Genomic DNA, 24,913 nt, shown 5'->3' on the forward strand with positions numbered 1-24,913 from the left:
TGCATGCGCTCGCTTTATCGGAAAACGCTGTACAGCAGCTGGCCCTTGCCGGCCAATCTGCATTCGGACGCAACCTCGGACGCCCCGCCGCCGCCGGTCGGAGTGTTCACGATCCTCAACGGCTTCGACATCCCCATCTATCTCAGCTCCATGCTCTCGCCCGCAAGCAAGAGCTACGTCGCTCCGGGGGATCCCGGGCAGCTGGCCTTCATTCAGGATGACGTCTGCATCCTGCAGGCAGCGCAGACGGGCTCCTATATGTGCTCGATCATAATGCAAACTGACGGCGAGATCGTCCCCGCCAACTACATGCTGCTGACTTCGCCTAATGACATTGGCCCGGTGCCGCAGCCCACAGCAAGCATGCTCGTGCCGCCCGATTCCCCGCGTGTGCTGGTGGGATGCTCCACGCTTGCAGACGGCAAGACCGTCCTGCGCGAACAATTCTGGGATCGGCAGGGGGATTCCTGCACCCTGGCGCCCGGCGAGAAAAAGACGATCACCACCACGGTGACGACAGGCCGGCAGGAGACTTCCACCCACGAAAGCACCTTGGCAGCGAGCCTCGGCATGAACGCGAACGTCGGTTTCGGCCCGTTCTCGGCAAGCGTGTCGTCGAGCCTGAGCATGACCTCGCGCTCTTTCCAGCAGGTGACCGTGAGCGAGCAGAACACCGCCTATTTCGCCGACGAGCTGACCAATCCCTATACCGATCAGGCCTGCCTGGTGCTGCGCTGGCAACTGACCGACGTGATCACCATCTTCCAGCCCGACGGCCCACCCTGCGGCTCCGTCATCATCGGCGAAAGCCCGATCATAACGGAAATATATGGGATCAATGATCTGCCGAAGACGCTGCCGAGGTTCGAGCTTGCGGATGAGGATTATGCGCTGATTGCCCATTGAGGGGGCACAGGGCGGGGTTGTCCCCGCGGCTCTGATAGTTGCGCTTTCCAGATGCCGCTCTTGAATTGGTCGGGCGACCTCTGCTAGGCGTCATCCTGGCTTTGAAGGCCGGACAGGATCCAGCGGGGACCAGCGAAGTGGCGCCAAAGGCAGTGACGCTGATAGACGTTGCGCGCGCCGCGAACGTGTCGCGCGCGACCGCCGCCCGCGCATTGAACGGTTACGGCTATGTCGGCGGAGACGCGGCAGAGCGGGTGCTGGCAGCGGCTGATCGGCTCGGCTATCGCAGCAATCGCGTGGCGCAAGCCTTGCGGCGAGGGCAGTTGCCGCTCATCGGTTTCATGCCGGGCGACATCCAGAACCCGTTTTTTGCCCGGATCGCTCATGATGTCGATGTCGATCTGCGCGCCTTTCGCCACAACCTGCTGATCGCCAGCAGCGAAGAGGATCCGGAGCAGGAGGTGGAACTGCTCGAAAGCCTGAGGTCCCTCAATGTGCGCGGCTTCATCGTCGCGCCGACCTCGGCCGACAACAAGGAGCACCTGGTTCGGCTGGTCCGGGACGGAACGCCGCTCGTCCTCATCGACCGCGCCTTGCCGCAGGTTGCCTGTGACAGCGTTACCGTCGACAATGAAGGCGGAGCCCGCGAGGCCGTGAGCTATCTGATCGCCAACGGCCATCGCCGCATCGGTCTCATCCAGGACGATTCCCGCATCACGACTGCCCGCGGCCGTCTCGCCGGCTATATCCAGGCGCTGCAGAGCCATGGCATCGAGGTGGACGAATCGCTGATCATCGTCTCGCGATCGACGGTGGAATATGCAATCGATGCCACCATCCGCCTGTTCAGCCGGCCGTCGCGCCCGACAGCGGTCTTCACCGTCGACAGCCTGATGACGCAAGGGGCGCTTCTCGGGCTGCGCTCGATGGGGCTTGCCGTGCCGCATGCCGTTTCCCTGGTCGGCTTCGACGACTTCAACCTCGCCACGTTCACCGACCCGCAGATCACCGTCGTGGCGCAGCCGATCGCGCAGATCGGCCCGCTTGCGGTGAAGCTGCTGATGCAGCGGATCAACGGCAGCCGTGAGCCGCCGCACAGGGAGCAGTTCCCGACGCGCCTGGTCGTGCGCGGCTCCGTCTCCCGGCCTTCCCGCACGACCGGACGCTGATCTGCTCGCGCCTCTCCTCGTTTGTCCGAGACAGGCTCTTTCCAGCATCAGGTGAAATTTCTGCAAGAAGAGGCTTGCCATGCCGGCCGGACCATGCATTAATCCGCGTGTGAGATCGGTCTCTCATCACTCCCGAGGGGCGGCCGGTCTTTCTTTTGATCTTCGTGTGAGATCGATATCACATTTTCGAATTGGCGACTGCATGCCGGCGCGCCGCAGTCTGCCGCCTGAAGTGGGGGACGTGTGCGTGCTCACTACTGACAGACAAGGGACTCGAATGTTGAACTTTGACCAAGCCCGCTTCCTGAAGATCCAGACGGGCGCCGTTGCGATTGCTGACTGGATCCGCCCGCTGATGCGCGAACTGCTCGATGCGGGGATCGAGCGGCTTTACTTCATGGGCACCGGCGGCGTGCAGCTCCTGACCTTTCCTGCGATCGAGCTCGCCGCCCGCCATACGACCTTTCCGGTATCGGCCTGCTTCCCGGCCCAGGTGATCCTCGATCCGCCGGCTGGCCTCGACGAAAAGGCGCTGGTGGTGATGCCGTCATTGTCGGGCACGACCAAGGAGAGCGTCGCGCTTCTGCCCTTCCTCAAGGAACGCGGCGTGCGCCTGTTGACGCTCACCGGCCATGCCGACACGCCGCTCGCTCAGCAGGCCGATCACACCTATACCAACTTCGCCGAAGACGACACGTCGTCGGAGTCCTTCTACCTGCAGACCATGATCATCGTCCTGGCGCTGCTCGCCGAAACAGGCAGGATCGCGAATTTCGACGCGATCGTTTCCGAGCTGAAGAGGCTGCCGGGGCTGCTGGCGGAGGCCAAGGCCGCCTATGAAGACGAGGCGGCGAAGCTCGCCCAGTCCATCAAGGACGAGCCATACCATATCTTCACCGGCGCCGGCTCGGTCTGGCCGGAGGCGCATTATTACGGCATGTGCATCCTGGAAGAAATGCAGTGGATCCGCACGCGGCCCGTTCATGCCGCCGATTTCTTCCACGGCACGCTGGAACTGGTCGAGCCGGGCGTCAGCGTGTTCCTGTTCAAGGGCGAGGATGCGCTGCGGCCGCTCGGCGAGCGGGTCGAGCGCTTCGTCCATCGCTATACCGACAAGGTCTGGATCCTCGATTCCGCATCCGTCGCCCTTCCCGGCATTTCGCCGGAGGTCCGCAGCCTGATCTCGCCGGTGGTCCTCGCCACGCTGCTGGAGCGGCTGAGCGCCCATCTCGAAGTGCTGCGCCAGCACCCGCTGACGACCCGCCGCTACTACAAGCGGGTCGAGTATTGATGCATGCCGCGAGCCTCTTCGCCGCAGCGGCGAAAGAGGCTTGCCGCTTCTGACCGGCGGATGGCGGACGGTAGGACACCGCGATCTGCCGCACGATCAACAAGCAAAAGGGGAATGAAAATGCAACGGTCCATCCACTCCACTGCTGCGATGATTGCGGCAGTATCGGTCATCTCGATTTCCTGGGGAGCCTTCCCGGCAACGGCCTCTGCGGCCGGCGATGCGCCGGTTGCCGATCCGGCCGCCAAGGTCGACTACAGCGGCAAGCTGACGATCCTGACCAAGTTCGGCCTGCAGCAGCTTTCCCCCTATTTCGTCAATGTCGCCAAGGCCTATGAGGCGCAGCATCCCGACGTGAAGATCGAGCTCATCCAGGAGAACGACGACAGCATCAAGGGCAAGACCAAGACGCTGGTCGCCTCGAACTCGCTGCCGGACATTTATTTCTCCTGGACGGGGACCTGGGGCGAGAACTTCATCCGCGGCAATCGCGCCGTCGATCTGTCCAAGGTCATCGGGCCGGAGACCGAATGGGGCAAGACGCTGAGCCCGGCCGCCGTGAAAGCCTTTTCGTATAACGGCAAGTATTTCGGTGTGCCGCTTTATCTCGATGCGAAATTCATGGGCTACAACAAGAAGATGTTCGCCGATCTTGGCATCGAGCCGCCGAAGGATTTCGACGCGCTGTTGAAGGCGTGCGATGCGCTGAAGGGTTCGGGCGTCGTTCCGATCGCGATCGGCAACAAGGAATCCTGGCCGCTCGTCCATTATCTCGGGCAGTTGCTGGCCTATAACGTGCCGACCGAGACGCTGGAGCGCGATTTAAAGCCGAAGACGGCGATCTTCGACCATCCCGGCTATATCGCAGCACTCGGGCAGTACCGCTCGCTTCAGGAGCGCTGCGCCGGCGGCGCCCAGGTCAACGGCCTCTCCTACCAGACCGCACTCCAGTCGATGAGCGACAGGAAGGCGGCCATGTACTACCAGGAGATCATCGAGTTCGATCAGGCCGCGACCAAGGAAACCGCCCTGAAGCCGGAGGAGTTCGGCTTTTTCAAGCTGCCGGCTCCGAGCGATGGCAAGGGCTCGGCCACGGCGCTCGAAGGCGCGCCCGAGGGTTACATGGTCAATGCCAAGGCGAAGAACCTTCCCCTGGCGATCGACTTCCTGAAGTTCCTCACCAGCCAGGAAAACGGCAGGACGCTGTCGGCGCCGCCCTATGGCCAGCCGAGCGCGGTGATCGGCGGCGCGGACAAGACCAGGATCAATCCCAATGTCGCCGAAGGCATGGAGGAGATCGCCAAGGCAAGCTACCTCATGCCATGGCTCGACACGGTCAACCATCCGCGTGTCGCCGCTGCCTGGCTTTCCGGCGTGCAGGCCTTCGCCGGCGGCTCCATGTCGGCGGAAGATCTTCTCGCCTCTGTCCGCAAAGCTGCCGCGGCTGCCGCCGGGCAATGACGATGGCGAGCGTGACGGCAACCCCGACAAGCAACGGTGCCGCCCTGCGCGGCGCCGTCTCCAACCGCAGGAGATGGCTGCGGCACGGCCTGCTGCAGCAGCTGGCGGCGTTGCGCTGGGGCATCGTGGCGCTTATCATTGTCGGCTGGTTCGTCTATTATCCGATCGTCGACAACCTCTTTGTCAGCACAACCACCCAGGACATCTTCACCGGCGAGGTCGCTTACGTCGGGCTCGACAATTACCGCCGGCTGCTGGACGATCCGGTCGTCTGGCGGGCGCTGACCAATAACGGCCTCTATGCCGTGCTCTCCGTCGTCTTCCAGGTTTTCGCCGCCTTCGTGCTTGCCGCCATCATCGAGGGGCTGAGGAGCCGCGCCTGGCGGAATTTCTGGCGGGCCGTCTATTTCATTCCCTCGGCAATCTCCACCACGGTCACCGGCCTGCTGTTCTATTTCATCTACCAGCCCGATATCGGCCTTCTCGACGCCCTGCTGCATCTGCTCGGGCTGCAGAACCTGTCTTATACCTGGCTGGGTGACGAGCGCACGGCGATCTACGCGATCATCGCGATGAGCCAGTGGCAGGGCTTCGGCTATTCCACGCTGCTCTTCACCATCGCCATCCAGAAGATCCCGCGCGAACTCTACGATGCCGCCACTGTCGATGGGGCCGGACCGCTTCGCCAGCTCTTCTGCATCACCTTCCCGCTCACCCGCGAAATGACCGGCATGATGATCATCGTCACCATTGCCGGCGCCTTCCAGGTCTTCAACGAAGTCATGGTGATGACCGGCGGCGGGCCGAACAATTCGAGCCAGGTGCTGGGCACATGGCTCTACGAACAGGGCTTCAACCAGAACGACATGGGCTATGCGGCCGCGATCGGCGGGGTCATCTTCCTGGCCACCTTGACGACAGGCCTGCTCCAGCTCTGGTACACCAAGCGGCGGAGGGTGGAGGCATGAGCGCGGTGGTCATTCCTGCGGGCGCGTCGCTGCGCAACCCCTGGCTGGTCATCGGCAAGGGAGTGCTGATGGCGCTGCTGGTGGCGGCGGGCATTCTCGTCGTCTACCCGCTGATCTGGATGGCGCTCGGCGGCTTCAAGTCGAACAGCCAGATCTTCAGCGATCCCTTCGCGCTTCCCGACCGCTGGTCCTTCGACAATTACGTCGCGGCCTGGAACCAGGGTGTGCGCAATTTCCTGTTCTCGAGCCTGCTGGTGACCGTCGTTTCCACAATCACCACGGTCTTCATCAGTGCCTGGACCGCCTATGGCCTAACCCGGACGCAGATGTTCGGCAAGCCTGTTATCGTTGGTTTCGTGCTCGGCGGCATGATGCTCAGCCCGACGGTCGCGCTGGTGCCGCTCGTGCAGATGATGCAGAGCCTTGGCCTCTACAATACGCACTGGGCGCTGATCATCCTTTACACGGCCTTCCGCGTGCCCTTCACCACCTTCCTGATCCGCGCCTATATGCTCGATCTGCCGCGCGATCTGGACGAGGCGGCCATGATCGATGGTGCCAGCGAGGGGCAGATCTTCCGCAAGATCATGCTGCCGCTCTGCCGGTCGATCATCGTCTCCTGCATCATCCTGCACATCCTGTTTGCCTGGAACGAATATATCTTCGCGATGATCTTCACCAACCAGATCGACGTGCAGACCCTGCCGGTCGGCCTGACCTCGCTGATGGCCAAGCATGGCACCAATTTCGCCGAGGTCTTTGCCGCCATGACCATCTCGGCGCTGCCGATCGTCATCATCTTCTTCTTCACCCAGCGTTATTTCATCCGCGGCCTCACCGAAGGCATCGGCAAGTGATTCCATGAGGAAACCGGAAGTGCCAAAACTCTCGGCCAGGCAGCTGATCGGCGCCAATTTCAGCTTTCAGCACTATCCCTTCGAAAAGGTCGCGGAAATCATCCGCGGCTTCGGCTTCGCCGAAATCGAGCTCTGGGGGATCGCCCCCCATCTCGACCTCTTCCATGCCGATCAAGCCCGTATTGCCCGGGTGCGAGGCATCCTTGCCGACAATGGCCTCTCCACATGGTGTTTCACGCCCGAGCAGGTCATCTATCCGATCAACATAGCCTCCGGTGACCGGCAGTTCAGGCAGGACAGCATCGACCGCTTCCGCCACGCGGCGGAGATCTGCGCCGAGCTCGGTGGACGCTACCTGTTCCTGACGACCGGCCGCGGTTTTGAAAGCGCGCCCCGAGAGCGGGCCTGGGAGGATGCGGCCGACGCGCTGCGGCAGATCGCAGCTCACGCTGCCGCCTGCGGCATCCGCTGCCTGCTGGAACCGCTGCAGCGAGTCGAGACGAATATCGTCACCAATGCCGCCGAGCTCTCGCGCATGCTTTCCGATGTCGGATCGCCCGTCATCGACGTGGTCCTGGATACCGTCGGCATGGCAACGGCAGGCGATACTGTCGCAGATTATGTCCGCCTCTTCGGCGAGCGTCTCGCCCATGTGCAGCTGGTCGACGGCAACCCGGCAGGCCATCTTGCCTGGGGCGACGGCAACCTGCCGCTGGGCAGCTATCTGCAGCAGCTCGCGGATGCCGGATACCGCGGCAAGCTCACCTTTGAACCCTTCGGCAACGGCTCCTATGCTCTTGACCCGGTCACGACCTGGAGCCGCTGCCTTGAGGGGATCGCGCCTTATCTCCAGCAGGCAGGGGAGGTCGCGTGATGGCGGCGATGAGGCTGATTGCGGTTGGCGACAACTGCCTGGACGTTTACCTCAGCAAGAATAGCATGGCTGTCGGCGGCAATGCGCTTAATGTGGCGGCGCAGTGGCATCGGCAAGGCTGCGATGCCCGCTATTTCGGCGTGGTCGGTAGGGATGCCGAGGGCGACGTGATCGCCACAGCGATCGAAGCCGTCGGTCTGCCTGGGGCGGACCTGGAGCGGCGGGACGGCGCTACCGCCGTCACCCTGCTCCTGGAGCAGGAAGGCGACCGCAGGTTCCTGCTTGAAGATCTTGGGGTCGGGCGCAATTACGTTCCGTCTCCGGAGCGCTATGCGGCACTCAGGGGGGCCGACTGGGTTCACCTCGGCACCAATTCCAGCGCCGAGCTCATCGAGCGGCTGATCGAGGACCGCATTCGCTTCAGCATTGACGTCTCGACGGCGCACCAGTCACTGGATCTCAAGGGCGTGCCGCTGGTCTTCGCATCCGGGCCGGATGAGCCGCACGTGCCGGTCGAGCCCGTCATCGGAGCCTTGAAGGAGCGTGGCGCCGCGAGGATCGTCCTGACCTGCGGCCGGCGCGGCGCCTTCTTTGACGACGGTGCGGAGCTTGTCCATGTGCCGGCGCAAGCAGTCGATGTCGTCGATACCTGCGGCGCCGGCGACAGTTTCATCGCCACCTTTATTGTCGCGCATCTTCTGAAAGGCATGGATGCCGAGGCGGCCATGCGCCTCGCAACCGATGCGGCTGCCGGGACCTGCCTGCACGAAGGGGGCTTCCCGCAGAGGCTCGCCGCCATTCCGCCATGGCTCCTGCAGAAATATTCCGCCGAAATCTCTGCCGCGGAGGGCTGACATCATGCGCTACACCTTGAGACCGCCGGTCCTGGCGCGTGGCACGGACCGCTCCTTCTGGCTCCAGGACGCCGGCGCCGGCCCCGTCACCACGCCCCTCGTCGGCGATCAGGCCGCCGATGTCGCGATCGTCGGCGGCGGCTATACCGGCCTGTGGACGGCGCTGCGCCTGACGGAGCAGGATCCCGGGCTCAAGATCGTGCTGCTCGAAGCGGATTGCTGCGGGGCAGGGGCATCCGGCCGCAATGGCGGCCAGGTCCACTCCTGGTTTGCCGAGATTGATCTCCTCGCCGCCGTAGTGGGAGAGACGGAGGCGCTTTCGCTCTGCCGGGCGACCGCCGATGCAATCGACGAGCTGGAGGCCCTGCAGGCAAGCGGCGCGATCGACATGAATCTCAGGCTGGATGGATGGCTGTGGACGGCAAGCGCCAGGGCCCAGGAAGGCGCATGGCGGAAGGCGGTTGATATGGCGGAGGCCCAGGGCGAAGCGCGCTTCACCCGGCTCGATGCCGGCGAGATTGCCCGCCGCACCGGCTCCCGCGCCTCCTACATGGGCATTGCCGAGATGCGGGCAGGAACGGTGCAGCCGGCAAAGCTCGCCGCGGGCCTGCGCCGGCTCGCTCTCGCGCGCCATGTGATCATCCACGAAAAGACGCCCGTCACCGCGATCGAGCCGGGGGCCGTCGCCACCCTGCACACGCCGCAGGGCCGCCTTCGCGCCGGCCGCGTCGTGCTGGCGGCGAATGCCTGGCTTGCATCCATTCCCGAGCTCCTGCGCTACATCTATGTGGTCGAAAGCCAGATCGTCGCCACGGAACCTGTGCCGGATCTGCTTCAGCGCCTGGGGTGGATGGGCGGCGAATCGATCTGCGACGCGCAGGCGCATGTGCTCTATTACCAGCGCACGCCGGAGGGGCGGGTGATCTTCGGCCGCGGCAGCGGCAAGATCGCCTACGGCGATCGGATCGGTCCCTCCTTCAACCGCGGCACGGAAAAGGGCGCCGACAACAGGCGCGAGCTGGACCGGGTCTATCCCGAACTGAGAACCGTGGAGATCGAGCACGACTGGTCGGGACCGATCGACTGCACCGCGGATCATCTGCCGATCTTCGGCCATCTCGCGGGCCAGCCCAATATCTTCTTCGGCATCGGCTTCAACGGCACCGGCATCGCCCAGACGCCTGTGGCCGGCCGCATCCTCGCGAGTCTGGTGCTCGGCCGGGATGATCAATGGAGCCGCAGCGGTCTTGTCGGACTTGGCAAGCGCAAGAGGCTGCCGCCGGAGCCGATCCGCTATCTCGGCGCCAGGCTCGTCCGCAAGGCGATCCGCTTGCGCAACGATGCCGAAATCGAGAACCGGCAGGTCAACCCGATCGTCCGCTACATCTCCGAATTGAAGCCCGGCGGATAGCGCGCGGGATTGCGGGCTATCGCGCCTCCGAGACGGACGTCTGGGATGGCCGCTGGCTCTGGATGACCGAGGCAGTCCAGACCAACGGCTGGATGATGTGCATTGCAAGCGACATCACCCATCTGCGCGCGCAGGGCAGGAGCGTGCGGCAGGATCGCGACCAGGCGATCAAGGCCTCCTACACCGACGAGCTGACCGGTGTCGCCGACCGCCGCTTCGTCATGGCGCGCGTCGACGACATGCTGGCCGCCGCCCGGCACGGAAGCCCGGGCTGCCTCGCCGTCTTCGACATCGATAATTTCAAACGCATCAACGACAGGCACGGCCACCACGCCGGCGATATCGTGCTGCGCGATTTCGCCCACCGCATCCATCAGAACGTCCGCCGCAACGATTGTTTCGGCCGGGTCGGTGGCGGGCCGCGATGCCCGGTTCCGGGAAGCCTATAGCTATGGGAAAGATCCTTATCCTCCCAAGGGTTGATCGTGAGCTTGGTAGGTTGGCCCCGCTATGGTCGTAATGCCACAGCGGCACCGAAGGGAAACAGACAGAAGATCAAGGTATGAAATACATGCATAACGATCTGGGTTACTTCGATGGTAACGAGATTATCGAAGTATGCTCGACAAGCCAGCGAGCGTGAGGCTCGTGGCCACCACGAACTTGAGTCGCCATCGCGTGGGCTGCGGTCACAAATACTTCGGTAGCCATGTGACCAGTTCGCCTTTCCGCGTCGTGTGGAGCGGGATGCACGGTGTTAGCGTGGGTTGCTAACGTCTCGTTTCAACTGAGTGGCGTGATATCCTTTTCGAGTTCCGCGACTTCCTTTCTGATCAGCTGAAAAAACTTGCGATTAATCCGCTCGATAGGCCAGTTTGCCACTATAGAACGGTCGATAATCTTCATTGTAGCGATCATGTCGATCTTCTGATCGGTGGAATATTCGTCGAACCTGGGAATGTAGCGAGTTGAGGCAAGGTTAAAATTTATCTCATGATATGCCTTAACAAATCGCTTTGGAGTGCCGAACTGATCCATCCCCAACCTCCGCCATGTTTTCGCAATAAAGCTGTCTAACCGCTGAAGTTGCTTTAGGTCGTCCGTCATCGAAAAGAAGAACATCCAGCCCATTCTTCGGCCATCAAAGATGCATCCGGTGATTTTCAGATTTAGACGAGTGAGGATTTTGGCGTGATTTGCGTTATATTTCACTCCGGTCATCACCCTCATCACCTTGTCGATGATGCGCCGGTATGAGCTTTCTCGCACCGACGTGATTTCGGGCGCGAGATGGAAGCCAAGATAGTCGACTCCTTGGGAGAGTGGGACAATTTTAGTCTTTGTTTTGTCTTCGAGGCGATGACACTCCAGCCCAATCTGCGCCAACCGTCCTTTGATCAAACGAAAGTTCCGCTTGGCATGTGTCGTGGGGCACACGATCAAGATGTCGTCGACATATCGGAAATATGCAAAGCGCGACCGGGCAAAATCATCGAATTTCATCATATAGATCGAAGACAACACGTTAGATATGCTGAGACCCTGCGGGATGCCAATCCTGTTGGGTCGAGTTTCCTTGCTGGCTGAGGTCGGAGTGCTAACTGCTTGGATGATTAGCTTAAGAAGCGGCCTGTGACGAATGCGAGTTCTCAATCGGCGAAGCAACTCGTCGTGTTGCACTGTGGGATAAAAGTTTTTTATGTCGATTTGAATGAACGAGTAGTCATCTGCGAGCGGCGCTATCAAAGCAGCTACTTCGTCTACGATATGATGGGCGGGTGGGACCCTAGCGTCGGGAAAAACCGACATCAAAACATTGGTTAGCGCACGTAATGCGACCCGATCTCTTGCCGTGGCAACAGAAATTTGCCGTGGCGGCTTATCCGGGCCTTTGAGTACGAGCTTTTGTTTAAACGTCGTGAAATTGTACGATCCAGCGAGTGCCCTGTCAGAAATTCGCTGTACTCCCTCATCGAGGGTTTGGGCGAAGACGGAGGGATGAGCGCCATCCTTCCCGATGGTGTGAGAGTGGAGGACACGTTCGTTGAAGATTTCCGCTAATCGCTGTGGGGCGAACTCGATGGTAAAAATGTCGAGCGCGGTCACCTGCACACCCACCCAGAAATCAAAGGCCAGGCAAGAAAGACCAATGGGACTGAAAATAAAAATGTGATGGCAACGTAATAAAAAGTATGGCGGAAAATATAAGATAGCCACATATACTTTGTCGGAGTGAGCGGCTTTTCGCCCATATTCAGTTTCTTGCCCTCCCAGTATGTATGATTTACGATCAGATCGTAGTAATCTTTTTCGGAATGGTTCGGGTAGATCTCAAGGATTTCAAGATATTGGTTAAGTCTCTCTTCCGAGCTTGTGCCTTTGCTCTCAAGTTTCTGAAGTTTTAAATAGCACTCGCGGAATATATTCGCGCGGCTTTCAAACCGAAATCCTCCAGCGACAAGAGACGCGACCAACACAATGACCGAGGCCGAAAGGTTGATCTCCTCAAGCAGAGGATAGGTTTGCACATAGAACTTGGAGAATACTGATAGGACTACCGTGAATAGGGAATAATATGTAACAGATAGGTAGCTAATGTTCTGATTTCGAATAGCTTTTCGTTCAGCGATCATTCTGACACGGGAGGTAATCCAGATGCGGTCGTCAACATTGCTCAATTTCGTTCCCGTCAAGTATTGGTTAAGGTGTCCGGACGCAAAGATTTCATAACGATTAAGCACTCCAAGGAGTGCAGCTTTAAGCTCAGGCATGCCAGTCTTGGTAACAGTGACCCACATCAGTGAATCAGTGGTTTTCACCACTCCGCCCGGACGCGAAGTATTTATCTTCCATTTTCACTGATTTCAACCATATCGTGCAGGTCTTCGCCAACTTAGTTATCGGTCGAATAAAGGCTGGCCGCGGCTCCCGGGCGAAATGCGGTCGACTCCGACGCTGCAGTTGAGATCTGCTTTTGAAAAATGAATCGCTATGCGCCTATCACGTAATTAACGATCATGATCGTCAAGCTGTTTGGATGCTTCTAACGAGGTTAACCACATAATCGAGAGGGGGACAATTTGGAGAAGCGCAGGATCGTTGGACGGATCTACGCGGCAGAAGATACGCCGTCCGGCAGAGGTAGGCGCCTCACGATCGAGATTGACGCCGTTCTTGTCTCAGACGCAGGACTCGACCCGCACTTGCTGAAAGCCGACAGTGCGCTGCAGAACTTTGCACTCGTCCGGGTCAGCAATACAGGAAGACGGTTTTCAGAGGTTTTCGGCATCGACGCAGAAGCGATTGGCGAAGGGGCGTGGCTTTTTCTAGAAATAGGTGCTCGGGAAGATCGATCGCTCAGGGCAAACATCGCGGTTTTGGGGCCAACGGGGTACGCACAGGCCACCGACGTCTGGGTGAGCCGCGGTGAGTACCTTTTCAGCGATGGACCAGAGGATTCCCGCCCGTTTCCAGGCGGTGCGGGCATCCCCGATCAACGGTCTGTCGCGAACGACCTCCACCGCAGTTGCGGTCTTCCGTACCCTGACGAGCATGCCCTTGCAGACGTCGAGCGAACATTGGCGGCAGTCGGCGCACCGTCACACCTCAAGGTACACGACGTCGGGCAAGCGAGCTTCGTTGGCCTGAATGACGAGGCGGGTGAAGCGAAGTTGTATTTCGATGCCGGCTGGCCACTTATATTCAACCAGCGCACCGAGCCTGCACACTTTGCACCGCGGAGGGTCGATTTCGTAGTCTTGTCGCACTGGGACTTCGATCATCTGCTTTCTGGATACAGGTACCCATACCTCAGAAAAGCCTGCTGGATCGTCCCTGACCAGAAAATGGGGCCTGGCGCAAGACGCTTCGCTTCCCTTCTCGAGCGCGATGGCAGACTGATAGTCGCATTTCGGGATCTTGATCTTGGATGGGGAAGCATCCGCCAAGCCGGCGGATTGCGAAATGACGCCAACAACAGTGGGCTTCTGTTCACCATCACCCTTCAGTCTGGGAAGCAAGCGCTTCTGGTCGGAGATGCACACTACAAATTTTTAAGGCTGCCGGTTTCATTCAGGCCCGATTACTTGGTTGCAACCCACCATGGAGCTTCATTCGAGGGCGACGTTCCGCGGCCTCCGTTTGAGGGAGCTTCCTGTGTTGTCTCCGTTGGAAAGGGGAATGTCTACCGACATCCAAAAGAAGAAGCCATAAAAGCTCACAAGGATGCGGGATGGAAGTTGCACTATACGACGCACGCTGGGAATGTAGGTGGGCGTGGCTCGCGGCAGCTCGGTCCATGAAGCCTTTGGGTTTCCAGGGCCTCGTCGTGCGATGATCATCGGAGCCTGAACCAATCGACAGACTCCCTGATTGCCGCCGCATGATCAACAAGCTCGGTTGTCCGCTTTTCGGTTCCCCTCACGGCCCCAAATCAGACGTTGCATCCAAGCCGCCGATGTCAGCTACTGGCGAACTATACCACCGCACTAAAATCCGCCGCCAGCACCGCATCCTTCAACGCCCGCGAATACTCATGCTGCGGATCGTCCAACACCGCCCGCGCCCGCCCCCGCTCGACGATTTCGCCTTTGCGCATGATGATGATGTTGTCGCTGATGTAATAGGCGGTGGCGAGATCATGGGTGATGTAGATGATCGAAAGCCCGAGCTCGTTCTTCAGCCGGCCGAAGAGGTTGACGATCGCCATGCGCAGCGAGGCGTCGACCATGGAGACCGGTTCGTCGGCCACTAGCAGGCGCGGCTCAGGGATCAGCGCGCGGGCGATGGCGACGCGTTGGAGCTGGCCGCCGGAGAGTTCGTGGGGGAAGCGGCCCTTCACCTCTTCCAGCGTCAGGCCGACGTGATGGAGGGCGGTGTCGGCCATCTTCTCCACTTCCCGCCGGTCCGGCCGGTTGCCGGAGGCGGAGAAGTTGCGGGCGGTCTCGAAGAGGTAGCGGTCCACTCGCTTCAGCGGGTTGAAGGCTTCGAAGGGGTTCTGCAGCACCGGCTGCACCTCCTTCATGAAGGCCTTGCGTTCGGCCCGGCTGTGGATCGCCACGGTCTTGCCGGCAAATTGCAGCTCGCCTTCGGTCGGCTCTGCCTGGCCGAGGATCATCGCCGCCACCGTCGATTTGCCCGAGCCGGATTCGCCGACGATCGACAGGATCTCCGGCTCGTCGCCGATCTCGAAGCTGACATCCTTGACGGCGGTGATCAGCCGCCGGCCGAGCATGCCGCCCTGGCGGTAGATTTTCGTCACATGCGAGAGGCTAAGCAGCGTCAAACCTGATCCCCCGTAACCGCAAAACACGCCACCCGCCGCTCTGGCGCGACGGTGACCAAGGGCGGAACCTTCTGTGAGCAGATCTCCATGCGCTTCGGGCAGCGCGGGTGAAAGCGGCAGCCTTCCGGCGGCATAGCAAGGTTGGGCGGCCGCCCCTCCAGCGAGGGCCGGGTGGTGGGGTCGCCGATCTTCGGCAGGCTGCCGACGAGATGCTGCGTATAGGGGTGGAGCGGCGCGCTGAAGAGCTTCGCCGTCGGCGCCTCCTCCACCAGCCGCCCGGCATAGACGATGCCGATGCGGTCGGAGACGGTCGCATGCACGCCCATATCATGGGTGACGAACAGGAATGAGGAGCCCATCTCGCGCTGGATGTCGCGGATCATCGACAGGACGTCGCGCTGCACGATCACGTCGAGCGCCGTCGTCGGCTCGTCGGCGATGATGAATTCCGGCGTCAGGATGGTGGCGAGCGCAATGGTCATGCGCTGGCGCATGCCGCCGGAGAGTTCGTGCGGATAGGCGTCGAGTAGCTGCGGATCGAGCTTCAGCCGCTGCAGGTGGTTGGCGACCTTTTCGAAGAAGACCGATTTGCTCACCTTCATGTGGCGAAAGGCGAAATCGGTGAAGGAATGGCGGATCCGGCGCACCGGATTGAGCACATTCATCGAGCCCTGCATGATGTAGGAGAGATGCTTCCAGCGCAGCGCCACGCGCTCCTCCGGCGTCATCGCATAGAGATCCTGGGTGCCGCCGCCGAAGTGGAATTTGACGCTGCCGGAGACGACCCGGAGCGGCGGCCGGATGGCGCCGGCAATGGTCTTGATCAGCGTCGTCTTGCCGCTGCTCGATTCGCCGGCGACGCCATAGACCTCGCCGCGGCGGATCGTCAGGCTGATATCGTCGACGGCGCGCACCTCGCGATCGACGCCATAGAGGAAGGCGCGGTAATAGGCTTTCAGGTTGTCGATTTCGACCAGATTCTCCATGCTAACTTCCCATCCGGTTCAGCCGGCTGCGCGGATCATTGTATTCGTTCATCGACATGGAGAGCAGGAACAGCGCCAGGAAGAGAATGACGATGACGGCGACGGGGGCGGCCACCCACCACCAGATGCCCGAGATCAGCGCCGAATGCGCATTGGCCCAATAGATCATCATCCCCATGGTCGGCGTCTCGATATCGGTGAAACCGAGCACCGAAAGGGTGATCTCCATGCCGATCGACCAGATCATGTTGTTCATCGTCGTGGCGAAGACGATCGGCAGCACATAGGGCAGGTGCTCCTCGACCAGGATCTTGCGCATCGTCATGCCGGAATAGACGCTCTGGGTGGTGAACGGCCGGCTCTTCAGGCCGAGCGCCACCGAGCGGATCAGCCGCGCGTCATAGGACCAGCCGAGCGAGGCCATGATGACGATCAGCGCCACCCAGGTCATGTTGTCCTTCAGCACGAAATAGAAAAGGATCAGCAGCGGAAATTGCGGGATGACCATGACGCTGTCGTTGATCGCCATCAGCACCCGGTCCACCGCGCCGCCGGCATAACCGGCGACCAGCCCGACCACGAGCGAGATGATGCGCGAGAGAAAGGCGACGCCGATGCCGAAATAGAGCGTGTTGCGAAGGCCGATCGTCAGCTGCCAGAACACGTCCTGGCCGCGCGATGTCGTGCCCAGCCAATATTCGCTGTCCGGCGGCATGTCGGGCGGCAGGAGATAGATGTCGGTCGCGCCATAGGGCGAGAAATACGACAGGATGACGAGGCCGACGATGACGGCAAAGAGAAGCAGGCCGCAGAGGAATTCCATATTCTGGCGGGCGAGGTCGCGGATGATGGTAAACATGGCCTATTCCACCTTGATGCGCGGGTCGATCAGCGGGCTCAGCACGTCGATGATGAAGACGGCGGCGGCGACGCCGACGATCGACAGCGCGCTGAGGCCGAGCACCAGGCTGTAATCGCCGGCATGCACCGCTTCGATCAAGAGATTGCCGATGCCGGGATAACCGAAGACGATTTCGGTGATGACGGTGCCGTTGAAGATCGCGCCGAGCGACATGGCAAGCCCGGTGAATTGCGGCACCATGGCGTTGCGGGCGATGTAGGAGCGCAGGATCTTGCCCTTCGGCACGCCGCCGAGCTCGGCAAAGACGACATAGTCGTCGGTGATGATGTTGGAAACCAGCGCCCGCATGCCGATCAGCCAGCTGCCGGCGCCGACCAGGATCAGCGACAAGGCCGGCAGGATCGAGTGTTTGAGGATATCGATGACGAGAGCAAAGGAGAGGTCCAGATTGGCGTTCATCTCATAGCCGCCATTGATCGGCAGCACCGGCCAGATGAAGCCGAAGACGATGAGCAGCACGAAGGCGAGGATATAATAGGGGATGGGCAGCATCGCGATGAAGACGAGGCTGACGGCCTTCAGCACCATGTCCTTGCGATAATAGCCGGCAAGCGCGCCGATCGCATTGCCAAGCACGAAGGTGATCAGCGTCGAGACCGTCATCAGCCCGATCGTCCAGGGCAGCGAGCGCAGGATGATGGTGGAGACGGGGGTCGGAAAGGCCGAGAGCGAGGGGCCGAGATCGCCGGTCGCCAGCCGAAGCCAGAAATGCAGATATTGCTCCCAGATCGAGCCCTGCATGCCGTAGAGCTCACGCAGCGACTGGCGCATCAGCTCGATCGCATTGGGATCGGACTGACCCATCTGGGTGATGGCGCCTATGCTTTCTTCGACCGGATCGATCGGGGTCAGGTGGGTGACGAAGAAGGTGATCGTCACGCCGAGAAAGACGACGAGCAGAAACTGACCAAACCGCTTCAGCACAAAGATCAGATAGGGCGTCATAAGGCGGAAGTTCCTCTCTGGTTCCTTTCTTGAAAGGATCGACGAGCATGGCAACCGAGGCACATGCCCGCCGATAAGGGGGCCGGCGCGGTGGCTTACGCGCCGGCGTTGGGAGGGTTATTTCGGCTGAGCCGGCTTCAGCTTGACCATCATCAGCCGCGAATTCGCCCAGTTCGGCACCGGATCCGTATAGGGGTCCTTGATGGTGGGATAGCCGGTCCAATAGGTCGTATCCATCGAGGTGAAGACGTTATAGGACATCAGCGGGATCGTCGGCATTTCGCGGGCGACCAGCTTCAGATAGTCCTTGCCAAGCTCCATGCCCTTCGGATCGTCGGCGCTGATGCCGCGGATGCTCTCGATGATCTTGTCGAGCTCCGGATTGGACCAGCGCTGCCAGTTGCGCGGCGGCTGCACCTCACCCTTCTTGGCGACGAACTGAGAGTGCCAGCTGTCGAGGAAGAAGGAGAGGTCGGGATCGCCGCCCCAGGTCTCGACGCTCCAGGCGATCGCCACCTGGAAATCGCCGGGCTGCAGCGCCGTCTGCCAGAGCTTCGCGGCCGGCACGGCTTTGGCGTCAATGCCGAAGGCCGCCCATTGCTGCGCAATCAGCGTGCCGGCGCGGGTGAAGACCGAGCGTGTGTCGCCTTCGACCGTCATCCGGATCTTGAAGGGCTGTCCATCAGGGGTCAGCCACTTGCCGCCTGACTTTTTGAAGCCGGCCTTCTCCAGCAGTTCGCCGGCCGCTTTCGGGTTCGGTTTCCACCAGCCATAGCCGAAGGCACCGCTGATCGCTTCCGGATCGGTCGGGATCTGGTCCTTGAACTTCGGCTGTTTGCGCAGGATATCGGCGATCTGTTGCCCGACTGTCGGGTCATAAGGCTTGATCTTGCTCTTGCCGGTATCGATCTCGAAATCCTTCAGCCAGTCCTGCATCGGCGCCTGATAGTCTTTCATCGTCGCCGCCGTCGGCGGCACGCCGAGTGCCGAAAGCGTCGCCGCGCCGCGGTAGCTCGCCATGTCGACGGCCTTGATGTCAATCAGCAGAGCCAGCGCCCAGCGCACGTCGGCTTTGTCGAAGGGCGCTTCCTGGGTGTTGAAGATCACGGCCGGCAGCGTCGGATCCGGATGGGCGAAGGGGAAGCCCGGGAACCAGGTATCGACAGTCTTCGACTTCTCCTTGAGGGTGAACATGCCCTCCGGCGTATTGTCGTGGATGATATCGAGATTGTGCTCGAGCTGGGCGATCGTGCGCTTATCCGGCGGGCCGGGATCGGTATAGGTCACATATTTCGGGGCCGGCTCGCCGAAACGGGCAAGCGAGGTGCGCTGCCAGTCGTCGCGCTTCTCCCAGGTATACCATTTGCCCTGCGGGTCGTAGGCCTTGAGCTTGTAGGCGCCGAGCGAGACGGGATTGGCGAAATCGTAGCGCAGCGGATCTTCGACCTTCTCGAAGACGTGTTTCGGCATGATCCAGGCGCCGTTCCAGCGCACGGTGAAGATCGCATGAAAGCGCGAATTCGGCTTCTTCAGTTTGAACACCACGGTCTGGGGATCGGTTGCCTCGACGCTTGCCACCTGCACCGAGAAGGCCGCGCTCCAGACCATGCCGGGATGGTCCATCTGGGTCTTGACGGTATAGACGACGTCATCGGCGGTGAATTCCACGCCGTCGCTCCAATAGAGCCCCTTGCGCAGTTTCACGGTCATTTCGGTGAAGTCGGCATTATATTGCGGCTTGTCGGCGGCGAGCGAATTGTCCCAGGCCGCGCCGCCAAGCCCCTGTTCGGGGTCGATATACCAGAGCGTATCCATGGTCAGCTGCTGCAGGCCGGTCGAAACACCGCCGCCGCCATTGACCCAGATATTGAACCAGCCGGGATTCTTGATCGTCCCTTCCGGATTTTCAACGATGAGCGTCTCCTTGCGCGGCAAGGAGGTATAGTCTTGGGCTCCGGCCACCGCGGTCAGGCCGAGCGTGGCCAGCACGAAGCCGAATGCAAACCTCTTCCACTTTTGCATGAACTCCTCCCTTGTAAGCGACGATGCGGCGGCCTTCGAGGCACGCAGGGGCATGTCGCGGTTGTCGGTTCGCAGAAGCGGGCTTGTGAGCCTGACGCTTCGGCGAACCATCCTCCGGCCGCCTGCCTCCTCGCAGGGGGCCGATTTCTCAGCCGGGCCGATCGGCACCGGCGGCGGCTGTCACACCGACAGCCGGATGACGTTGTAGGACAGCGGTTTCAGCGCCGCCCGCACCCGTCCGTCTTCGATCTTGGCGCTGTCGACCTTGGCGGGCACCACCGTCTCCGGCCGCCGCGCGGTGTTGACCGCTTCGAGATCGCCATGGGTCATTTCCACCTGCTCGATCAGCCGGGCGCCGCCGAAACCTTCCAGCCGCACGTCGAGATCGAGCGCCGTATCGGGGTGGCGGTTGACGGCAAAGAAGGTCAGCGACCGGCCATCCTCGGAATGCACGGCCGAGACGTCGAGATAGGGAACCTCGTTCTCCTCGTCGCTGTCATAGGTCGGGCCGTCGACGACGAGCTGCAGCGCCGATCCGCGGCCATATCGCGAGGCGTAATAGAAGGGATAATAGATCGTCTGGCGCCAGGCCGCACCACCATCCTCGGTCATGATCGGGGCGATGACGTTGACGAGCTGGGCGATGCAGGCGATGCGGACCCGGTCGGAGCGGCGGATGAAGGTGTTGAGGATGCCGCCGACCTGCAGCACGTCCTCGAAATTATAGACGTCCTCAAGCAGATGCGGCGCATCCGGCCATTCGTCGCGCGCCAGGATCTCCTTGTCCTGCTGGTTGGAATGATACCAGACGTTCCATTCGTCGAAGGAAATGCCGATCGTCTTCTTCGAGCGCTTCTTCGCCTTGATGTAATCGATGACGCCGCCGATCGTGGTGATGTAGCGGTCGAGCTTGGTCGCTCGGGCGAGATAGTTCAGCGTGTTCTTCTCGCGGTTGGCGAAATACATGTGCAGCGAGATGTAGTCGGCGCTGTCATAGCACTGGTCGAGAACCTCGGCCTCCCATTGCGGATAGGTCTTCATGTCGGAATTCGACGAGCCGCAGACGACGAGCTCGAGCGACTTGTCGAAGCCGCGCATGGCTTTCGCCGTCTCGTCCGCCAGCCGGCCATATTCATAGGCCGATTTGTGGCCGACCTGCCAGGGGCCGTCCATCTCGTTGCCGAGGCACCAGAGTTTGACATCATGCGGATCGGACCAGCCGTGCTTGCGGCGCAGGTCCGACCAGTAGGTGCCGCCGGGATGATTGCAATATTCGAGGAAATTGCGGGCGGCGTCGAGGCCGCGGGAGCCGAGGTTGACGGCGAGCATCGGCTTGGTATTGGCCTTCTTGCACCAGTCGACGAATTCGTTGACGCCGACCTGGTTGGCCTCGCGGGTGCGCCAGGCAAGGTCGAGGCGCACCGGGCGCTCCGAACGCGGGCCGACGCCGTCTTCCCAATTATAGGCCGAGACGAAATTGCCGCCGGGATAACGGCAGTAGGGCGTGTCGAGCTCACGCACCAGATCGAGCACGTCGCGGCGGAAGCCGTCTTCATCGGCCGTCGGATGTCCGGGCTCGTAGATGCCGCCGTAGATCGCTCTGCCGAGATGCTCGAGAAACGAGCTGTAGAGCCTGGCGTCAATGGTCGCGATGCGAAAATCGCGGTGGGCAACGACATTCGTCTTCAACGGATCCTCCCCGTTTATGTATCAGGATTTTTGTTTTCGTGCCTCTAACTTGATATCAGGAATGTGGTGATGTCAACCGAGAGGCTGATTTAATCATACTAATGCCTATCCGGATGAAATATGTTAAGTTACAATAACTTACCTAAATTTAGCGGCTACTGAAATAGGAAATAAATGCAATTTTTAAATCAGGATATCCGATATTATAAATTCACACATGCAGCCGCATGATGATATCGCGGCCGTGATTGCCGAAGCCGCGGCCGAAGATATTGACGCCGCCGGTATGGCCGGCGTTCTCGGCGATGCCGACGCGCAGCCGGATCGAGGAATGCTGGCCAAGCGCCAGATCGCTGAGCGTGATATTCGATGCGGCGATACCGTCGATAAAGGTGCCGCGCGTCGAGATCCGCCAGGTTTTCATCGTCCCGTATTGCGAACCCTCGAGCTTCCACCAGGCCGGGGTGAAGGCGCCGCGCTTGTCGCCGTAATCGCCGGGCGAGGTCCAGGTGCCGATCGCCATGCCGTTGACCCAGAGCGTGATGTCGGACGGCCAGTCCGGATTGGTGCCCGGCACCTCGGACGACAGCTCCAGCGAAAATTCGATCGCCCGGATTTCCTTGTTCAACACCTTGGCATTGTTTGGAAATTTATATTCGACATAGCCGCGGCCGAACCAGACGAGCCCAGCCTGCATGCGCTGCGGATCGAGGAAATAGTCGGGCACATCGAGCGGGCCGATGACGCTTTCGGTCGAGCAGAGGCCGCAGGGCGCATGCACGTCGCAGCTCGTATAGAGCCCGACCGGCATCTCGACCTCGATGATATTGTTGGCCCGCTGCGCCGCACTTTCCTCGAAGCTGATCAGGATTTCGCTATAGACCGCCGAGCAGATCTTCTGGTTGCCCTTGCGCGCCTTGGCGAGCCTGGAATCGACCAGCCCGGCATCCTCGAGGATCTGGATGCCGGTGGCGACGGTGGATTGCGGCAGGGAAAGCGTCTGGGCGATATCGTTGATGTTGAGCGGTCCCTTGGCGCAGAGCAGCTTCAAGATCTCGATCCGCGCCGGCGCCGAAAGCGCTCGAATGGCCTCACTATTCTCGCCGGCGGCGATCGTTAAAAACGAACGTTCCATCATGTCCCCATAATTTCCGAAGTAATGATGTATATCGGAAATTATGATGCATCAAGGGATAGTTCGGCCGACCAGGTCTGGATTATACGAGTTGCATTCGATGCGGGCTCAGCGATACTTCCACGGATTGATGATCTGCAAGCCACTTCCCTCGAAATCGGACACATTGCGGGTAGCGAGTGAAGCGCCGCGCGAGATGGTGATCGCCGCGATCTGTGCTCAAACTGGCTGATCGGCCTGCCGGCCTTGCGACGATCGGTGGCAATGATGGCGTAGACATCTGCCGCGTCACGATCGAATGGCAGGACACGGCTACTGAGATCCTCATTGAATATCGGCAGGACCGCCGCCTCGAGATCACTCCGGCGCCGACCGGGAGGGAGGAGGCGCAAGCTATATAGAATTTCCGCTTCGGTGACCGCTGTCGTAAATACCGATGAGGGATGTTGTGCGCCCAGCCAGTCGATGACAGCCGCAGTCGGCGCCGGCGTGAGCAGTTCCGAAACGACGTTGGTATCGAGAATGATCACGCGTCGAAGTCCGGCGCGTCGCGGATCGGCTCTCGGGGTGGAATTTCGAGTTCAACTCCCCCGACGGGCTGCAGGCGGGCGCGAATGATCTCGGCCAGGTTGCGCGCTGCCGGCTCGGGGTCGCAAGTGCCGTACGCAGAATATCGCGTGCTTCATCTTCCATGGAACGGCCATGCGTCGCGGCGCGAACGCGCAGCCGCTGCTTCAATCCCTTATCCAGATTGCGGATCGTCATGCTGGCCATTTTGCCTCCATTCATCAATGATAGCATATAAATCATTGATGCATGTTCTCAAGCAACGGTCACGAAATGCGTTTCAATTCTCAGTCTATCAGTCCACGACTCGCAGCCAGTTGGGCTATCGTGTCTTCGAGACAATAGAGCCGCTCCAAGGGCAGTCTGGTTTGTGCTGTAGCATACTCGCCCTGGAGAATCGCCAGAATGCGGGCCTGTCCGGCATCCTTCACACGGAATGCGCTTTGATTGTTGGCTTCAATTTGGTTTTACCAAGGAGAGTCTGGATCTTCTTAAACAATTGCTGCGCAAGGATACTCATTTTAAACATGAGGATGTCGTATCCGCTTTGGCTGAATTGAAAGCGCCGGAAGCTATAGAAGCGTTGTCTCAAGCTTGCTTGTGGGTTCCAGCTTATCTGGAATTTGACGAAGCTCGAGCTCTCGCGGTCAAAGTCATTTGGGCGCTAGGCGCGCGCGATCCCTGGCCAGCAGGCGCAGGCTGCCTTGATTGCGCTCGGTGAAAATCAAAACGCAAGCAGAGGCGGGCACGAAACTAAGTGTCGGCAATTAGCTGCGCCTATCGACCGGGGTGTATAGTGAAACGCCCGCCTTTCCGGCTGCTCCCTGCAGACGCTTGTCTCTGGTCCAGAGGGCTGCTCGCCGATCAAGGAGGACCGAGGCCAGCACATGGGCATCCGTATAGCCAATGCCCATGCTGAAAATGTTGTGGCGATCAATCATCACCATGACTTCGTCGTGTGTGGCGACGGCGACTTCGCGTTGGGCCGCGAGGAAAGCGATAACGCTGCCGCGATTGCGAAGGCTGCCAAGAGCCAACTCGCCAATCACAGCCGGATGGCACAGGAGACGATCATCCTCGATAATCTTGCGCAGCTCTGGATCGGCATGGCGGAAATGATCAATCCAAATCGAAGTGTCCGCCAGAATCACTTGGCCACGGCGCTCCGGCGTCGTGGGGCTGCCTCTGCCTCCGGCATGGTTCCCCCGAGCGCGATGAGGCGTTTTCCGGATTCCACCCGGACAAGTGTCTCCAACGCTTGGCGGACGAGAGCGGCAGTTTCTTTTGTGCCGGTCAGGGCCTTGGCTTTTTGCATGAGAGCGTCGTCGAGGTTGATAGTCGATCGCATCGTCCAGTTCCCTGTTCTGACGCTTAAATAGCACCATTTGGTGCTGAGATCCATGCTTGACTCGACCCCGATACGTCGGAAATTGTTAGAACCTTCAGCCTATTCAGCGATTGCGTCAGTGCCCGTTCGCCTCGGGCTGCAGATCGGCATCCGTCAGCGTCCCGAGGAAGGCGACGATGTCGTCGATCTCGGGATCGGTCAGTGCGGGCGCATCACCGGGTTTC

At 60.5% G+C, this 24,913-nt stretch carries 21 protein-coding genes and 3 pseudogenes; 11 read left to right on the top strand and 13 right to left on the bottom strand.

What is annotated here, in order from left to right; all coding sequences use genetic code 11:
- The first annotated feature begins 3 nt into the window (after positions 1-3).
- The 10 genes and pseudogenes from HJC00_RS04905 to HJC00_RS04950 form a co-directional block, all read left to right on the top strand.
- On the top strand, positions 4-906 hold the full coding sequence (locus HJC00_RS04905; RefSeq protein WP_221157961.1) for a hypothetical protein: 903 nt from the start codon (positions 4-6) through the stop codon (positions 904-906).
- 137 nt (positions 907-1,043) lie between these two features.
- Positions 1,044-2,075: a LacI family DNA-binding transcriptional regulator gene (locus HJC00_RS04910; protein ID WP_221163704.1), complete on the top strand. Its 1,032-nt coding sequence runs from the start codon at positions 1,044-1,046 to the stop codon at positions 2,073-2,075.
- A 277-nt stretch (positions 2,076-2,352) separates the two neighbouring features.
- Positions 2,353-3,366: an SIS domain-containing protein gene (locus HJC00_RS04915; protein ID WP_221163705.1), complete on the top strand. Its 1,014-nt coding sequence runs from the start codon at positions 2,353-2,355 to the stop codon at positions 3,364-3,366.
- Between the two features lie 120 nt (positions 3,367-3,486).
- Positions 3,487-4,827, top strand: a complete 1,341-nt coding sequence (locus HJC00_RS04920) for an ABC transporter substrate-binding protein (protein ID WP_221163706.1) — start codon at positions 3,487-3,489, stop codon at positions 4,825-4,827.
- Between the two features lie 2 nt (positions 4,828-4,829).
- Positions 4,830-5,795, top strand: a complete 966-nt coding sequence (locus HJC00_RS04925; RefSeq protein WP_221163707.1) for a carbohydrate ABC transporter permease — start codon at positions 4,830-4,832, stop codon at positions 5,793-5,795.
- Complete coding sequence (locus HJC00_RS04930) at positions 5,792-6,652, top strand: carbohydrate ABC transporter permease (RefSeq protein ID WP_064707261.1); 861 nt, start codon at positions 5,792-5,794, stop codon at positions 6,650-6,652. Before HJC00_RS04925 ends, HJC00_RS04930 begins: the two co-directional genes overlap by 4 nt.
- A 19-nt stretch (positions 6,653-6,671) precedes the next feature.
- Positions 6,672-7,526: a sugar phosphate isomerase/epimerase family protein gene (locus tag HJC00_RS04935; RefSeq protein WP_311044162.1), complete on the top strand. Its 855-nt coding sequence runs from the start codon at positions 6,672-6,674 to the stop codon at positions 7,524-7,526.
- Complete coding sequence (locus HJC00_RS04940; protein WP_221163709.1) at positions 7,526-8,380, top strand: PfkB family carbohydrate kinase; 855 nt, start codon at positions 7,526-7,528, stop codon at positions 8,378-8,380. The genes HJC00_RS04935 and HJC00_RS04940 overlap by 1 nt, the downstream gene beginning before the upstream one ends.
- 4 nt (positions 8,381-8,384) lie before the next feature.
- Positions 8,385-9,791, top strand: coding sequence for an FAD-binding oxidoreductase (locus HJC00_RS04945; RefSeq protein WP_259672191.1), 1,407 nt, complete (start codon positions 8,385-8,387; stop codon positions 9,789-9,791).
- A gap of 2 nt (positions 9,792-9,793) precedes the next feature.
- Positions 9,794-10,207 (top strand): annotated as a pseudogene (locus HJC00_RS04950) (GGDEF domain-containing protein); the annotation flags it as partial.
- 367 nt (positions 10,208-10,574) lie between these two features.
- Here the strand turns inward: HJC00_RS04950 and HJC00_RS04960 are convergent.
- Both HJC00_RS04960 and HJC00_RS04965 read right to left on the bottom strand, forming a co-directional pair.
- On the bottom strand, positions 10,575-11,897 hold the full coding sequence (locus tag HJC00_RS04960) for an RNA-directed DNA polymerase (RefSeq protein WP_221163711.1): 1,323 nt from the start codon (positions 11,895-11,897) through the stop codon (positions 10,575-10,577).
- Complete coding sequence (locus HJC00_RS04965) at positions 11,894-12,610, bottom strand: SLATT domain-containing protein (protein WP_311044163.1); 717 nt, start codon at positions 12,608-12,610, stop codon at positions 11,894-11,896. Before HJC00_RS04965 ends, HJC00_RS04960 begins: the two co-directional genes overlap by 4 nt.
- Before the next feature lie 261 nt (positions 12,611-12,871).
- Between HJC00_RS04965 and HJC00_RS04970 the strand changes: the two genes are divergently transcribed.
- On the top strand, positions 12,872-14,092 hold the full coding sequence (locus HJC00_RS04970) for a hypothetical protein (RefSeq protein WP_221163712.1): 1,221 nt from the start codon (positions 12,872-12,874) through the stop codon (positions 14,090-14,092).
- Positions 14,093-14,265: 173 nt separating this feature from the next.
- Here HJC00_RS04970 and HJC00_RS04975 read toward each other — a convergent pair whose 3' ends face one another.
- The 11 genes and pseudogenes from HJC00_RS04975 to HJC00_RS05020 form a co-directional block, all read right to left on the bottom strand.
- Positions 14,266-15,024, bottom strand: coding sequence for an ABC transporter ATP-binding protein (locus HJC00_RS04975; RefSeq protein WP_221163769.1), 759 nt, complete (start codon positions 15,022-15,024; stop codon positions 14,266-14,268).
- A gap of 47 nt (positions 15,025-15,071) precedes the next feature.
- Positions 15,072-16,061: an ABC transporter ATP-binding protein gene (locus HJC00_RS04980; RefSeq protein ID WP_221123293.1), complete on the bottom strand. Its 990-nt coding sequence runs from the start codon at positions 16,059-16,061 to the stop codon at positions 15,072-15,074.
- Position 16,062: 1 nt separating this feature from the next.
- Positions 16,063-16,920: an ABC transporter permease gene (locus HJC00_RS04985; RefSeq protein WP_221163713.1), complete on the bottom strand. Its 858-nt coding sequence runs from the start codon at positions 16,918-16,920 to the stop codon at positions 16,063-16,065.
- A 3-nt stretch (positions 16,921-16,923) separates the two neighbouring features.
- Complete coding sequence (locus HJC00_RS04990; protein ID WP_210632227.1) at positions 16,924-17,928, bottom strand: ABC transporter permease; 1,005 nt, start codon at positions 17,926-17,928, stop codon at positions 16,924-16,926.
- A 117-nt stretch (positions 17,929-18,045) separates the two neighbouring features.
- Positions 18,046-19,950: an ABC transporter substrate-binding protein gene (locus HJC00_RS04995; protein ID WP_210632228.1), complete on the bottom strand. Its 1,905-nt coding sequence runs from the start codon at positions 19,948-19,950 to the stop codon at positions 18,046-18,048.
- A 180-nt stretch (positions 19,951-20,130) separates the two neighbouring features.
- Complete coding sequence (locus tag HJC00_RS05000) at positions 20,131-21,639, bottom strand: alpha-N-arabinofuranosidase (protein WP_210632229.1); 1,509 nt, start codon at positions 21,637-21,639, stop codon at positions 20,131-20,133.
- 211 nt (positions 21,640-21,850) lie between these two features.
- Positions 21,851-22,777: a transcriptional regulator gene (locus HJC00_RS05005; RefSeq protein WP_210632230.1), complete on the bottom strand. Its 927-nt coding sequence runs from the start codon at positions 22,775-22,777 to the stop codon at positions 21,851-21,853.
- A 105-nt stretch (positions 22,778-22,882) separates the two neighbouring features.
- A pseudogene (locus HJC00_RS05010) lies at positions 22,883-23,304 on the bottom strand (type II toxin-antitoxin system VapC family toxin).
- Positions 23,301-23,548: pseudogene (locus HJC00_RS32330) on the bottom strand (FitA-like ribbon-helix-helix domain-containing protein). Before HJC00_RS32330 ends, HJC00_RS05010 begins: the two co-directional pseudogenes overlap by 4 nt.
- 560 nt (positions 23,549-24,108) lie before the next feature.
- Positions 24,109-24,492, bottom strand: a complete 384-nt coding sequence (locus HJC00_RS05015) for a type II toxin-antitoxin system VapC family toxin (RefSeq protein WP_221123299.1) — start codon at positions 24,490-24,492, stop codon at positions 24,109-24,111.
- Positions 24,489-24,689 carry a type II toxin-antitoxin system VapB family antitoxin gene (locus HJC00_RS05020; RefSeq protein WP_210632655.1) on the bottom strand — a complete coding sequence of 67 codons (201 nt, stop codon included), beginning with the start codon at positions 24,687-24,689 and terminating at the stop codon, positions 24,489-24,491. Before HJC00_RS05020 ends, HJC00_RS05015 begins: the two co-directional genes overlap by 4 nt.
- Between the last annotated feature and the right edge of the window lie 224 nt (positions 24,690-24,913).

The sequence above is a fragment of the Rhizobium sp. NLR22b genome, assembly GCF_019685295.1.
GTDB lineage: Bacteria > Pseudomonadota > Alphaproteobacteria > Rhizobiales > Rhizobiaceae > Rhizobium.

Coding starts and splice junctions, on each gene's coding strand:
- HJC00_RS04905 (WP_221157961.1), top strand. CDS start 4: ATGCGCTCGCTTTATCGGAAAACGCTGTACAGCAGCTGGCCCTTGCCG.
- HJC00_RS04915 (WP_221163705.1), top strand. CDS start 2,353: ATGTTGAACTTTGACCAAGCCCGCTTCCTGAAGATCCAGACGGGCGCC.
- HJC00_RS04920 (WP_221163706.1), top strand. CDS start 3,487: ATGCAACGGTCCATCCACTCCACTGCTGCGATGATTGCGGCAGTATCG.
- HJC00_RS04925 (WP_221163707.1), top strand. CDS start 4,830: ATGGCGAGCGTGACGGCAACCCCGACAAGCAACGGTGCCGCCCTGCGC.
- HJC00_RS04930 (WP_064707261.1), top strand. CDS start 5,792: ATGAGCGCGGTGGTCATTCCTGCGGGCGCGTCGCTGCGCAACCCCTGG.
- HJC00_RS04940 (WP_221163709.1), top strand. CDS start 7,526: ATGGCGGCGATGAGGCTGATTGCGGTTGGCGACAACTGCCTGGACGTT.
- HJC00_RS04945 (WP_259672191.1), top strand. CDS start 8,385: ATGCGCTACACCTTGAGACCGCCGGTCCTGGCGCGTGGCACGGACCGC.
- HJC00_RS04975 (WP_221163769.1), bottom strand. CDS start 15,024: ATGCTCGGCCGGCGGCTGATCACCGCCGTCAAGGATGTCAGCTTCGAG.
- HJC00_RS04980 (WP_221123293.1), bottom strand. CDS start 16,061: ATGGAGAATCTGGTCGAAATCGACAACCTGAAAGCCTATTACCGCGCC.
- HJC00_RS04985 (WP_221163713.1), bottom strand. CDS start 16,920: ATGTTTACCATCATCCGCGACCTCGCCCGCCAGAATATGGAATTCCTC.
- HJC00_RS04990 (WP_210632227.1), bottom strand. CDS start 17,928: ATGACGCCCTATCTGATCTTTGTGCTGAAGCGGTTTGGTCAGTTTCTG.
- HJC00_RS04995 (WP_210632228.1), bottom strand. CDS start 19,950: ATGCAAAAGTGGAAGAGGTTTGCATTCGGCTTCGTGCTGGCCACGCTC.
- HJC00_RS05005 (WP_210632230.1), bottom strand. CDS start 22,777: ATGATGGAACGTTCGTTTTTAACGATCGCCGCCGGCGAGAATAGTGAG.
- HJC00_RS05020 (WP_210632655.1), bottom strand. CDS start 24,689: ATGCGATCGACTATCAACCTCGACGACGCTCTCATGCAAAAAGCCAAG.